The organism is Simplicispira sp., assembly GCF_028687295.1.
GTDB lineage: Bacteria > Pseudomonadota > Gammaproteobacteria > Burkholderiales > Burkholderiaceae_C > Simplicispira > Simplicispira metamorpha.
In genome coordinates this window covers 1-13,272 of the sequence record NZ_JAQUAL010000086.1, presented here as the reverse complement: position 1 = coordinate 13,272, position 13,272 = coordinate 1, and the positions used below count along the sequence as shown (strand labels likewise).

At 60.3% G+C, this 13,272-nt stretch carries 11 protein-coding genes and 1 tRNA gene; 11 read left to right on the top strand and 1 reads right to left on the bottom strand.

Annotated features, from left to right (window positions below):
* The 4 genes from PHX69_RS10590 to PHX69_RS10575 all read left to right on the top strand — a co-directional run.
* Positions 1–536, top strand: a 536-nt coding sequence (locus PHX69_RS10590) for an aldehyde dehydrogenase family protein (RefSeq protein ID WP_288043670.1), incomplete at its 5' end; no start/stop codon positions are given.
* Positions 537–690: 154 nt separating this feature from the next.
* Positions 691–764 (top strand) — tRNA-Gly (locus PHX69_RS10585).
* A 105-nt stretch (positions 765–869) separates the two neighbouring features.
* Complete coding sequence (locus PHX69_RS10580; RefSeq protein ID WP_288043669.1) at positions 870–2,057, top strand: GGDEF domain-containing protein; 1,188 nt, start codon at positions 870–872, stop codon at positions 2,055–2,057.
* Between the two features lie 151 nt (positions 2,058–2,208).
* Complete coding sequence (locus PHX69_RS10575) at positions 2,209–2,427, top strand: hypothetical protein (protein ID WP_288043668.1); 219 nt, start codon at positions 2,209–2,211, stop codon at positions 2,425–2,427.
* A gap of 137 nt (positions 2,428–2,564) precedes the next feature.
* Here PHX69_RS10575 and PHX69_RS10570 read toward each other — a convergent pair whose 3' ends face one another.
* Positions 2,565–3,482, bottom strand: a complete 918-nt coding sequence (locus PHX69_RS10570) for a pseudouridine synthase (protein WP_288043667.1) — start codon at positions 3,480–3,482, stop codon at positions 2,565–2,567.
* 119 nt (positions 3,483–3,601) lie between these two features.
* Here PHX69_RS10570 and PHX69_RS10565 point away from each other — a divergent pair, with 119 nt between their 5' ends.
* From PHX69_RS10565 to PHX69_RS10535, 7 genes are all read left to right on the top strand, one after another.
* On the top strand, positions 3,602–6,292 hold the full coding sequence (locus PHX69_RS10565) for a bifunctional acetate--CoA ligase family protein/GNAT family N-acetyltransferase (protein ID WP_288043666.1): 2,691 nt from the start codon (positions 3,602–3,604) through the stop codon (positions 6,290–6,292).
* A gap of 70 nt (positions 6,293–6,362) precedes the next feature.
* Positions 6,363–7,874: an NAD(P)H-hydrate dehydratase gene (locus tag PHX69_RS10560; RefSeq protein ID WP_288043665.1), complete on the top strand. Its 1,512-nt coding sequence runs from the start codon at positions 6,363–6,365 to the stop codon at positions 7,872–7,874.
* Positions 7,875–7,929: 55 nt separating this feature from the next.
* Positions 7,930–8,373, top strand: a complete 444-nt coding sequence (locus tag PHX69_RS10555; RefSeq protein ID WP_288043664.1) for a histidine phosphatase family protein — start codon at positions 7,930–7,932, stop codon at positions 8,371–8,373.
* A 470-nt stretch (positions 8,374–8,843) separates the two neighbouring features.
* Positions 8,844–10,292, top strand: coding sequence for a tyrosine-type recombinase/integrase (locus PHX69_RS10550; protein WP_288043663.1), 1,449 nt, complete (start codon positions 8,844–8,846; stop codon positions 10,290–10,292).
* A 403-nt stretch (positions 10,293–10,695) separates the two neighbouring features.
* The gene (locus PHX69_RS10545; protein ID WP_353852411.1) at positions 10,696–11,031 is read left to right on the top strand and encodes a helix-turn-helix transcriptional regulator; all 336 of its coding nucleotides are present in this window, start codon (positions 10,696–10,698) and stop codon (positions 11,029–11,031) included.
* Positions 11,032–11,042: 11 nt separating this feature from the next.
* Positions 11,043–12,659, top strand: a complete 1,617-nt coding sequence (locus tag PHX69_RS10540) for a YfjI family protein (RefSeq protein WP_288043661.1) — start codon at positions 11,043–11,045, stop codon at positions 12,657–12,659.
* Positions 12,660–13,022: 363 nt separating this feature from the next.
* A partial coding sequence (locus tag PHX69_RS10535) for a hypothetical protein (RefSeq protein WP_288043660.1) occupies positions 13,023–13,272 on the top strand: 250 nt, incomplete at its 3' end.

Genomic DNA, 13,272 nt, shown 5'->3' with positions numbered 1-13,272 from the left:
CCGCCCGGGTGCAAACCGCCAAGGTCGGCAACGGCTTTGAGGACGGCGTGAACCAAGGCCCGCTGATCGAAGAAGCCGCGCTGCAAAAGGTGCAGCGCCACGTTGATGACGCCATCGCCAAAGGCGGTCAGGTGCTGGTGGGCGGCAAGCGCCTGAACGATCTGGGCAGTGGCCAGTTCTTCGAGCCCACCGTGATCGCCCACGCCAGCGCCGACATGCTCTGCGCCCGCGAAGAAACCTTCGGCCCGTTCGCGCCGGTGTTCAAGTTCGCCACCGAAAAAGAGGCGGTGGACGCGGCCAACGCCACGGAGTTCGGCCTGGCCAGCTACTTCTACAGCCGCGACGTGGGCCGCATCTTCCGCGTGGGCGAGGCGCTGGAGTACGGCATGGTGGGCATCAACGTGGGCATTCTGGCCACCGAGCATGTGCCCTTTGGCGGCGTCAAGCAATCGGGCCTGGGCCGCGAGGGCTCGCACCACGGCATGGACGACTACGTGGAGATCAAATACCTCTGCCTGGGCGACATCCAGAAGTGATGCCGTGCAACAGGCCCGCTGCAATTGCTCTTTTTTTGATAGCTGCAAGCGCTGATTGCACGGGCGTTTTAGGCATAAAACACCTGTATTTTGATGGCCTGAGCAAGCTGGCGTAGCCAAGGGCCTGCGGCAGCTGCCTATAATCAGCGCCTTCGCGGGTGTCGTTCAATGGTAGGACTCTTGCTTCCCAAGCAAATAACGTGGGTTCGATTCCCATCACCCGCTCCAGTCCCGTATTTCAGGCCGTACCAGGCCACCGCAAGCCCCCTCCTTCATCGGTAGCGGGGCTTTTTTCTTTGGCTTTGTTGTGTGCCAGTCCCTTGGAGCGTCAACATGGTTGCATCCCTTCTTGTCGGCATGCTGTGCGCACACCTGCTGTGCTTTGCAGTGATGTTTTTGCTCATCAGCAAGCGTTTGCACGGCAACACCATGGGCATGGATTTTTTCGCCCTGGGCAACCTGCTGCTGGGCCTGGCCTATGTGCTGCAACTGCTGGAAGGCGGCCCCGCCTGGAGTCTGATGAGCGTGGTCAACCACACCCTCACACTGGCAGCACCCATCGCCTATGGGCTCGGTGCCATGCGTTTTTTTGGGTACCAGGCGCCCTTGTGGCGTCCGTTGGTCGCTTTTGCCATCGCCTACGCCGCTGCGCAGTGCCTGGTGCAGTGGGGTTGGGGGCCGGTGGCCCGCTACGCCATGCTGGCAGGGATGTCGGCACTGCTGTTTGTGGGCATGGTGCTCGCTGTGGTCTATGGCGTGCGCACATTTGCCAAAGATTTGTACGGTGAGATGGTTTTCTTTGCGCTGCTGATCGGCGGCATTGGCGTGCTCAACGCGATCAAGTTCGTGAAGATTGTGGATGGTGGCCTGCCAGCGCTGCACATGGACAGCCAGTTTCAGATGGTGTTCTACATCTACATGTCATCCCTGGCCACCGTGCTGCCGCCCTCGATTGTCTGGCTGGTGCTGCGCCGCCTGACCGATGACCTGCGCAGCATGGCAGCGCGCGATCCGCTGACGCAGTTGCTCAATCGCCGGGGGCTGTCAGAGGCGCTGCAGCAGCATTTCAACTCCCGCCATGCCACACCGGCGTACTTGCTGCTGGTGGACATCGATCATTTCAAGCGCATCAACGATACCTATGGCCACCACACTGGAGATGCCGTGCTGTGCCAGGTCGCAAAGGTGTTGCGCGCTACGGTGCGCCGGGGCGACTTGGCAGGCCGCATTGGCGGAGAAGAGTTTGTCGCCATCTGCCTGGACACCGACGGTGTGGGCGCCGCGCACCTGGCGGAGCGCTTGCGATCGGCCATTGAAAGTCAAGCCATCCACGTTGCTGGTAGCGACCATCTGCTGCACTGTACGGCCACGATCGGGGTGTCACACCACTTCGCCAGCCCGCATGCCTGGGAGGGCGCCATGCGCGAAGCCGACGCGGCCCTGTACCGTGGCAAAGCCGCTGGACGCAACCGGGTCGAGTGGGCAGAGGGCTTTCACGGCCACGCTGGCGCCCCCGGATGACACGGTGCGCCGTGGCACGTTCTCGAATGCAACCGCGCTACCGCAAAAAAGATTCGCAAATTGTCTTTATTGTCAGCACGTGTTTCACCCGCTTGCGGCGAAGTGCAAGGCACCTCCACAATGAATCCGTTGTCTTTTAACGGAGGCTTTCATGACGCTGCAGTTGCTTCGGGATCTTTCTCGCTCCACCCTGCCCCTGACCGTGAATGACAGGGGCGCCATCGACCAATTACGGCTGCTGCGCGCTGCCGGGTTGGTGGCTGTGTTTCTCTCTTCACCCCACTCGCCCACGCCCTTTGCCCGGGTGTTGGTGGTCACGCCAGAGGGTCGGCGGGCACTGTCTTCGTCAGACCAGATGGCTATTGTGTAGCTGGAAAAAAGCAGTTTGGGTGCGTGGTTGCCCCCCTGTGCAGGGGCTTCATTTTTCAGGTCAAATCAGGCTCCAGCGCTTTTGCTACAAGCGCTAGCAGCTCTCTTTTCAATAGCACAACAACTGCCAATCCACCCTCAAGGCAGCACCAGCAGGCTGCGCTGGCTTTGCCATTGCAGCGCCTTGCCGCTCAGGGGGTCGGTAAAGGCCAGTGTTTGGGCCAGCAGTTGCAGTGGCCTTGAGAAGTCGCCTTCCGGCGCGTCGTTGACCTCGGGGTAGAGCGCATCGTGGCGCAGCGGCAGGCCCAGCGCCGCCATATGCACACGCAGTTGGTGGCGCTTGCCGGTGACGGGGCTGAGACGGTAGCGTGCCCAGCCACCGGCCACTTCCAGCACCTCCATGCGGGTGCAGGTGTTGGGCTCGCCGGGCACCTCGTGCATGCGGAAAAACTGCGGGCTCTCGTCCAGGCGGCTGCAGTGCTCGCGCGGGAAGGCCAGTTCCTGGCGCCAGGGCGCCACAGCCTCGTAGTGCTTGGTGATGGTGCGGTCACGGAACAGCGCCTGGTAGCGCCCGCGCGTGGCGCGCTGCACTGAAAAAAGCACCAACCCGGCGGTATCGCGGTCAATGCGGTGCAGGGGCGATAGCTCTGGCAGCCCCAGGCGTTTTTTCAGGCGCACCAGCAGCGTCTGCTGTAAATACCGCCCCGAGGGGGTGACGGGCAAAAAATGCGGCTTGTCGGCCACCAGCAGGTGCTCGTCCTGGTAGAGCACCACTTCATCGAACGGAATCACCGGCTCGGCGGGCAGGTGGCGGTAGTAATACAGGCGCAGGCCGCGCTCAAAAGGCCGCTGAGCGGTGACGCGCACGCCGTGCTCATCGACCACATCGCCCGCCTCGATGCGGCGCAGCCATTCGGCACGGTCCACGGCAGGCAAATGCTGCGCCAAAAAATCCAGCATGCTGCCCTGCCCCGCAGCGGGCAGCGCCACGCAGCTGGGGCCTACGCCATCACGCAGGGGCAGAGGCAGAACATGGGGGTCTCGGGGGTGGTGCATGGCGGTGGCGCGCCACTATACATTCGGCAATGCTGGTACAAAATGCACTGGCACCCCAACCCCCACAGGCTTACGCTGGCCCAACGCCGGTTTCTTTGATGGCAACGCTGTAAAAAACCATGGACATTCATTACCTCACCCCCCTTTTTTCGCCCGAATCCATTGTTGTCTTCGCAGGCCAGGCGGATGAGCCGTCCACACAAACCTTGCTGGGCGGCGTGTTGCACGAGTTTTTGCGCGCCCAGACTTACAGCGGCACATTGCAGTTTTTGAACACACAGGCCAGCGGCACGCTGGCAGACCTGGCGCAGGTCAAGGCCGATCTGGCCATCATTGCCCTGCCGCCCAAAGAAGTGGCCGCCACGCTGGAGCTGGCAGCCCGCATGCACTGCCGCGCCGCCCTGGTGCTGTCCAGCGGCACCAGTGCCGACGATGCCGCCGAGCTGAAAAAAATCGCCCAGCGCGAGGGCATCCACCTGCTGGGCCCCAACTGCCTGGGCCTGCAACGCCCGCAACTGCAACTCAACGCCAGTGCGGCGGGCCCGCTGGCGCAGTCGGGGCCGCTGGCGCTGGTGTCGCAGTCGGGCGCGCTGACCTCGTCGATTCTGGATTGGGCCCGGGGCAATGGCGTGGGCTTTTCTTCGGTGGTGTCGCTGGGGCCCAATACGGCGGTGGACATTGCCCAGGTGCTGGATTTTCTGGCCCACGACCGGCACACCCAGAGCATCGTGGTGTACCTGGAGGGCATCAGCAACGCGCGCAGCTTCATGAGCGCGCTGCGCTCGGCGGCCAACACCAAGCCGGTGGTGGTGCTCAAGGCCGGGCGCAAGCCAGCGGGCAACGAAGCGGCGCAAACCCACAGCGGCACCATCGTCGGCAGCGACGATGTGTTTGACGCAGCCCTGCGCCGGGCGGGCGCGGTGCGGGTGCGCTCGTTTGTGGAGCTGTTCTCGGCGGTCAAATGCCTGGCATCGCGCTACCGGCCCGTGGGGCGGCGCCTGGCCATCATTGCCAATGGCGGTGGCCCCGGCGTGCTGGCGGCCGACTGGGTCAATGAAATTGCACTGGAACTGGGCAAGCTCTCAGCGGCCTCCGTCAGCGCGCTGCAACCGCTGTTGCCACCGCACGCCTCGCTGACCGACCTGATCGACCTGTCCGAATCCGCAGGCCCCGAGCACTACAAAGCCGCCATTGAGGCCGCCGATAAAGACCGCCAGATCGACGGTGTGCTGGCTATTTTCTCGCCGCGCCCCGGCACCGATGCCCAGGGCATTGCGCAGGCGCTGGCCGATGCCAAGCCGCGCATGGGCAAGCCGCTGCTGACCTGCTGGATGGGCGATGCCTCGGTCATGGCGGCGCGGGGGGTGCTCAAAATGGCAACGATTCCCAGCTTTCGCACACCCGAGGCCGCGGTGGGCGCTTTTGGCAACATCGCCTCGTTCTACCAAAACCAGCAACTGCTGCAACAAACGCCGCCACCGTTGTCCACGCTGGCCAAGCCCGATATCGAAGGCGCACGCCTGGTCATTGAAAGCGCACTGGCCGAACGGCGCAAAGTGCTGACCGAGATGGAGTCCAAAACGCTGCTGGCAGCGTTTCACATCCCTGTGACCAAGACCATCCTGGCGCGCAGTGCCCACGAGGCCATGATGATCGCCACCCAGTTGGGCTTTCCGGTAGCGCTCAAGATCGACTCGCCCGACATCTCGCACAAGTCCGACGTGGGCGGTGTGGCCCTGAACGTGATGAGCGGCGCAGCCGCGCGCGACACCTACACCGACATGGTGCAGCGCGTGACCCGGCTGCAGCCCAACGCCCGCATCAACGGGGTGACGGTGCAAATCATGGCCCCGGCGCGGCGCGGGCGCGAAATCTGCATCGGCCTGGTGGCCGACGACCCGTTCGGCCCGGTCATCTCTTTTGGCGCGGGCGGCACCATGATCGAGCTGATCGACGACAAGGCCATGGAGCTGCCACCGCTGAACCAGTTTCTGGCCCGCCGCCTGATCGAGCGCTCGCGCGTGTCCGAAACGCTGGGCGCCTGGCGCGGCGCCAGTGCAGCCAATATCGAAGCCCTGGAGCAGGTACTGCTGCGGGTTTCGGAAATGGCCTGCGAGCTGCCCCAACTGCGCGAGATGGACATCAACCCCATCATCGTGGACGAATACGGTGCCGTGGCCGTGGATGCACGCATCGCCATCGACCAGGCCCCGCAAACCACCATCGGCAGCGCCAACCATTACGGGCATTTGTCCATCCTGCCCTACCCCGCACGCCATGAGCAGGTGTGGCCGTTGCGCGGGGGCGGTGAATACACGGTGCGCCCCATCCATCCGGGCGATGCGCAGATGCTGCAAACGCTGGTGCAGCAGCTGTCGCCGCAAAGCCGCTACTACCGCTTTGTTTCTTCCATGGCAGAGCTGCCGCCCAGCATGCTGGCGCGCTTCACGCTGATCGACTACGACCGTGAAATGGCACTGGTGGCCATCCACAAGCAACGCACGGCAGGCGCCGACGGCCATATCGTGGAGACCGAGCGCATGGTGGGCGTCTCGCGCTACGTGACCAACCCCGACCGCTCCAGCTGTGAATTTGCCCTTGTCGTGGCCGACGATTTCAATGGCAAGGGCCTGGGATCGCGGCTGATGCTCAGCATCATGGACGTGGCCCGCGAGAAAGGCTTGAGCGAAATCGACGGCCTGGTGCTGGCCAACAACCCGGGCATGCTCAAACTCATGCGCAGCCTGGGCTTTTCCATCAAAGCCTACGCGGAAGACCCGGACTTCAAGTTCGTGACGCACAAGCTCTGACGCTGCACGCCCCCAGGCACAACGGGCCACCGCACGGCCTGGGGCACGCCCCAACCACCACTGGTACGCCATGCAATGCATCACCCCACATCGGCCTTACCCGCTGTTTGATACGGCGACCACCCAGCGCATCGAGCGCCACGCTGCTGCCGCGCTGCCCGCGCACACCTTGATGCAGCGCGCGGGCCTGGCTGTGGCGCAGTTGGCCCGGGCGCTGGCACCGCACGCGCGCACCATCTGGATTGCCTGTGGCCCCGGCAACAACGGCGGCGATGGCCTGGAGGCCGCCATGCACCTGCACCGCCAGGGCCTGGACGTGGCCGTGACCTGGCTGGGTGATCCGGAACACTGCCCTGCCGATGCACGCCAATCGTGGCAGCGCGCGCAGCAAGCCGGCGTTGCGCTGGTCAAACACCCCCCCGCACTGGGCCCACAAGACCTGTGCATTGACGCCTTGCTGGGTATAGGTCTGCGCCCCGGCCCGGTGCCAGAGCCATTGCTGGCACTGCTGCAGCAGCTGTACGCCAGCCCCGCCACGCTGCTGGCCGTGGACGTACCCACCGGACTGCAAGCCGATACAGGGCAATACGTGGCTGGTTTTTTCCCCAGCGCAGCCACCGTCCCCCAGCACGCACCTTCTGCTGCGCGCCACACCCTGAGTCTGCTGACGCTCAAACCTGGCCTGTTCACGGCTGCGGGACGGGATGCTGCAGGCACCGTCTGGCTGGACGACCTGCTCACTGTCCCCCCCGCACACGAGGCACCTTGTGCCTGGCTGACAGGCCCACCCCATCCGCTGCCACGCCCCCATGCCAGCCACAAAGGCAGCTATGGCGACGTGGCGGTGGTGGGTGGAGAAGGGCTGCATGCACGCGGCATGGGCATGGTCGGCGCGGCGATTTTGGCGGCACGCGCTGCGTTGCACAGCGGTGCAGGCCGCGTGCTGGTGAGCCTGCTCGGCAACACCCAACTGCAATTGGACATACAGCAACCCGAGCTGATGCTGCGCGAGTTTGCCGCCCTGCCACTGGAGCAATTGACCGTGGTGTGCGGCTGCGGTGGCGGCGAGACTGTGCGCACCGTGCTGGCGCAGGTGCTGGAGCGCAGCGCACGGCTGGTGCTTGATGCCGATGGGCTCAACGCCGTGGCCTCGTCTGAGTCCTTCCAGCAATCCCTGCAAATGCGGGCGCAGCGCGGTCAGACCACCATCCTCACGCCCCATCCCCTGGAAGCTGCGCGCCTGCTGGACACCAGTGCCGCCCAGGTGCAAGCCCACAGGCTGATGGCAGCACAGCAACTGGCCCAGCGCTTTGCTTGCGTGGCGGTACTCAAGGGCTCCGGCACAGTCGTGGCAGCACCTGGCACCACGCCCTGGCTCAACCCGACAGGCAATGCCCGCCTGGCCGCCGCAGGCACTGGCGATGTGTTGGCAGGCATGGTGGCAGCACGCTGGGCCAGCGGCATCCACGCGCCGCAGGCGGCCACTGAGGCCGTATTTGCACACGGCCTGACCGCCGACCAGTGGCCTGCCAAGGAAGCACTGACTGCGGGTTTATTGGCCCAAAGCCTGCTTTTTTCGTGAATCCGATCCCCGGCTCGCCCATCGGCAGGCTTTTTCTGCGTTGGGAGAATGCACCATGCAACGACGTCCACTGCTCCTTGCCCCAGCCCTGTGGGCCGTGGGATTTTCGGCTTTCAGTGAACCACCTGCGCCGTCCTTGGCTGATCAGGCCCGCCGGGGCGGGGTACTGCTGGTTCGCCACGCCAGCACCGAACCCGGCTTGGGTGATCCGCCCGGTTTTACCTTGGGCCAATGCAGTACCCAACGCAATCTGTCAGAGGCGGGCCGGGCACAGGCCCGGGCGATGGGTGACTGGTTCAGGCACCACCGGCTACCAGTGCAAACCATCCTCAGCAGCCAGTGGTGCCGCTGCCAGGAAACAGCCCGGCTGGCCTTTGACCACCAGGAAGACTGGCCCGCACTGAACTCCACTTTTGCGGGCCAAGGCCAACAGACACAGCAGCTGCGCCTATTGCGCGAACGCCTGCTGCGCCTGCCTGCGGGTACGCTGGAAGTGTGAATCACGCACCAAGTCATCATGACCGGGCTGACTGGCGCCTACCCCGCGATGGCCGAGGGCTTTCTGGTGGACACACAAGGCGCACTACTGACCCGCGGCATGTTGACATCCGGCGCTTGAAATGGAGTTCAACGCGCACCGAACTTGTGGGTGATCCAGAAGATCCACTTTGCCAACTCCCTCCAGTGTTCCCCCGTTTGTTCCCCGGATTGAGGAAACTTGCCGTGTGTTTTACAGGCATCTCTTGCCCGATGGACAATCCGTTCGTGTGAAAGGATTCGAACCTTCTACCCCTTGCACCCCATGCAAGTGAAATAAATTTTTAAAGAATCCAAAGAAGTCCAAGAAAAATTAAAAACCCTTTTATTTTCAACAACTTAGTTCAAACCCTACAAGATCGTTAGTCCATCCAAATCCACGTAAGTACAATGCAAACTCCCCAATTTGTGGGGGCAAATGTGGGGGCAAATTTGGCGACGATCACTCAACTGCAATTGCTGGCGCTACGCGAAGGAGATCATGGGCGCACCCTGAACATTGCACCTAGCGTGCGTGGGCAAGTGCGAGCCAGAGACGGCGGAATCAGCGTCTATGTCGCCATGCGCTATAGAAACGGCGATAAAGTCCGCGAGGTTCGGCTGGGCACTTGGCGCAGCGAGAACGGGCGCATGGTGGGCGAGTCTTTGAAAGCCATACTGGACAAAGCTGCGGCAATTCGTGGGCAGGTAGCCGAAGGGAAAGACCCTGTGGCCCAGCGCCAGGAACAAGCAGCCCAGGCTGAGGCACAGAAGGAAGTGGAACGCGCCAAGGCCGAGGCTGACCACCAGCAAGCTCTGCATGAACAACGCCAGCGCCTGCAAGAGCTTGCAGCAAAGCAGGCGCGCATAACCATTCGGGGACTGTTTGAGCATTGGCAGCGCCTGGAGCTGGTGGCCCGTGCCGACGGTGGTAGCGAGGCTGTGCGCTCATTCGAGAAAGATGTATTCCCTCTCATTGGTGACATAGCAGCAGCGGACGTGACCAAAGCGCATATCCAAGAAGTTGTGGACACCATCAAGGCACGGGGCACGCCCAGCAAGCCCATGATCCGCAGCGCCAAGAAGACCCTCGCCGACATGCGCCAAATGTTTGGTTTTGCTCTCGACCGTGATTACATCGCAGCCGATCCGACTGCCCATATCAAGAAGGCCAGACTTGGCAAGGACACAGAACGTGATCGGGTACTGAGCAAACCTGAACTGATTGAGCTGTTTCAGAAACTGCCCAAGGCAGGTATGGCCGACACCAGCATGATTGCCCTTCTTTTGCAACTGGCGACACTGGCGCGCATCGGCGAAATACTGGGAGCACGCTGGGAACATATAGACACGGATCGGCGCATCTGGCGACTGCCCGAGAACGAGACCAAGAACGGCAAAGAGCACCGGATATGGCTGAGTGACTTTACCTTGGCGCAAATCGAACGACTGCGCGCAATCACCGGTCTAACGCCTTGGTTGTTCCCAGCAATGCGCACCAAAGCAGGACGACTGGACTTTACCGATTCGGTGTGCGAAAAGACAGTAACCAAGCAAGTGGGCGACAGGCAGCGCCCCGGCGGCGTGCCCATGAACGGACGCAGCAAATTGGTTGACGCCTTGGTATTGCCTGGCGGCAAGTGGACACCTCACGACCTGCGACGCACCGGCGCTACCGAAATGACCGAACTTGGTGTCCTGCCAGACGTCGTAGAGCGCTGCCTCAATCACACAGAGGAAAAAAAGATCAAACGCATCTATCAGCGCGCGCAGTACGAGGGGCCTATGCGCGAAGCATGGCGTTTGTGGGGCGAGCGCCTGGAGTTACTTCAAGCCCAGGCACTGGGACACTGTTTCAATGCGACTGACTGCCGAAGCAGTCAACCCCTCGCAGGCAGCTGATACGTTCATTTTTGGGGCTTCCAAGCAGAATCAAAAACCCCACGATTTTAATAAGTATTCAAAATTAATTGCATTTGGTTGCAAATTAAATCTGACAACAGCTGACATCCAGAGAACTCAATCGACCCCTCGTGAAACGTTGACCATCAACTCGACATCCAGCAACGGTGTCCAACACGTTCCACATGCATTCAAGGGTGCCCCAGAATAGCCACATCAGTTTCAAAGTGGTCAAAAAACACTGTCGAAACTGGTACGCGCCAAAAGCAAGAAGCCTTCCGAGGGTCGAAACTCGGAAGGCTTCTAGGGTCAAAACGACACTGAAGAAATGGTAGCTCTTCAACTGTTGATTCTATCAACCAGACGGTGAAACGGGTATCCGTGGAAACATCAGGGTGAGAGGATGGCCTGCGCTCAGGCAAGTTGTAACGAACTTGAATGCCCAAGGAAGTACATGGTCAGATCATCACCTCCCGTCAATTCGACACCCCCCGCCAGCAATCCGGAAAATGTGCTGAATACATATTCCACCGCGAAAGCAGATGTCGTCCCCTCCTCCCCACAACAAACAGTAGCCCTGTGGCGGTTACCCACTGTTTTGGCACATGTGCCCATTTCCCGCAGTGGATGGTGGGCCGGCGTCAAAAGTGGCCGATACCCCCAGCCCATACGCATCGGGGCACGTTGCGTGGCATGGCGGGAATCTGACATCCGCGCACTGATTGCATCGCTCAACTGAAGGGGTAAAAAATGAATTTTCTTTCAAACGCCACAGCGGTGGCGGTGGGTCAGGGCGCGCCCGAAAAAACCCAAGAGATCAAATCTGTCGATAATACCCACCAGCAAAATGAAGAGCGAAAAAGTTACCATTGGCCAGATCCGGCACCGTTGGTCATCAAACTGCCCCCCGCACCGCCGCTTGATGCCCATGCATTGCTGCCCAAGGTACTGGCCGACTTCGTCTTGGATGGGGCTGACCGCATGCCATGCCCCCCCGACTTTGTCGCTGCGTCCCTGATCGTGAATCTGGCCAGTGTTATCGGAGCTGGCTGCGCTATCAAGCCAAAGCGACGCGATGACTGGATCCTGACGCCAAACCTCTGGGGTGGGATTGTCGGTGATCCATCGACTAAAAAGAGTCCGGCCATGGGTATTACATCCCGTTTTCTTGACCACCTTGAAAAATTGGAAGAGGGAAACCTGTTCCATCAAAAAAAGGATTTCGAGGCACAAAAAGCAGCATTCGAAGCACGTCAGGAGTCACTCCACAAACAAATGAAAAAAGCTGCAAGCAGCAAGAACAACGACTCTGACATGCTGGATGCAGTGAATGCCATGGCAAGCCTCGAAGAGCCTCAAGAACCGCAGCGACGCCGCTTCAAAACCAACGACAGTACCGTGGCAAAGTTAGGCGAAATGCTGGCGAACAACCCTCAGGGCTTGCTAGTTTTTCGGGATGAAATCATGGGTCTGTTGAATTCATGGGAAATTCCAGGTCATGAGAGCGACAGGGCGTTTTATCTGGAAGGCTGGAACGGCATCGGTAGTCATTTACTTGACCGGATCGCCCGCGGATCGCTGACCATCCCCAACCATTGTCTTAGTATTTTTGGAGGCATTCAGCCCGACCTACTCCAGCGATACCTTGCAACTATTGCTCATAGTACCGACAACGACGGCAGAATACAACGCTTCCAAGTACTGGTTTATCCAGATTCAGTTCCATGGGAGTGGCGCGACCGATACCCTATCAATGGCTCGCGCGAAGCAGTGCGTGACATATTCTTTCGGCTTGCCTATTTTGATCCAGTTCAGTATGGCGCAAGGCCTGCTGACGAACTCTTCAAGTTACCTTACTTCTCTTTTGACGATGCGGCCCAAGAGCATTTTATTGAATGGACTAGCGAGCTGCACACCAAGCTGATCCCTGACGAACTCACACCCTTAATGGCTCAGCATTTGGGAAAGTTCGACAAGCTGTTTTGTTCGCTGGCGCTGGTGCTGCACTTAGCTGAAGGCAACACTGGCCCCATTAAGTTGGAAAGCACTCAACGTGCTGCTGCCTGGTGCAAATACTTGGAAGGCCATGCACGCCGGGTGTATGAGTTGCTTGAAGTCGCCAAAGTATCGACAGCCAAGATACTGGCCTCCCGAATTGCAAAAGGCAAGCTGAAAGACGAGTTCACAGTGCGCGACGTGGTTCGCAAGCAGTGGGGAGGACTCACCACCAACATACAGGTTGAGGCGGCCCTGGCCGTGCTGGAAGAGGCTCACTGGGTACTGGCACTTGACGATATAGACAAATTAGTTGGCAGACCGACCACACGGTATTTCATCAATCCGAAGACGCAGAAGGTAGTGCCATGAACTGACACGGCCTAGCAAAAACGCATTTTTCAAATATCTCCAGGGAAGGCCCTGCCATAACTGACGAAACCCCTATTTTGGCGGTTTCGTCAGTACCCTTTTGGCATATTTCGCAATTTTCTGCTGGGTTTTCGTCAGTTTTTTCAGCAGGCTTCGGTTGACCATTCTTCGTTAAATCAAAGAGAACGTCGCCTGAGTTTTTCAAAAATTCATGGGATCCGTATCAGCAGTGTCTTCAGCAGGCAACTATGACACGTCCTGGTACTGAGCAAAAACTTGCATTCGGCTCTTTCCATGAGAACTTGGTCGTGCGACCCGACAGAAGGTCTGTCAGCGGCGCCAAGCTCCTTCCAAGGAAAAACCATGACCGAGTCTTTTGTTGTTGTGCCCTCCCCCACCGATGCGCCCGAAGCAGCTCTGCATTCTTCGCATTGCCCGCTGGTGCATCAGGTCGACCCCAGTACCACCCCAGAGCGCGATCCCGCAATGCTGTGCTTTGCCGATAGTGGCCTGGCCGATGCCTGGGCTGGTTTTGCCTGTGCCTTGGGTACTTTGCATACCCAGGAGTGCAATTCGTTTTTGCCGGTGCTGTTGCAAGGGGAAATCAAGCCGG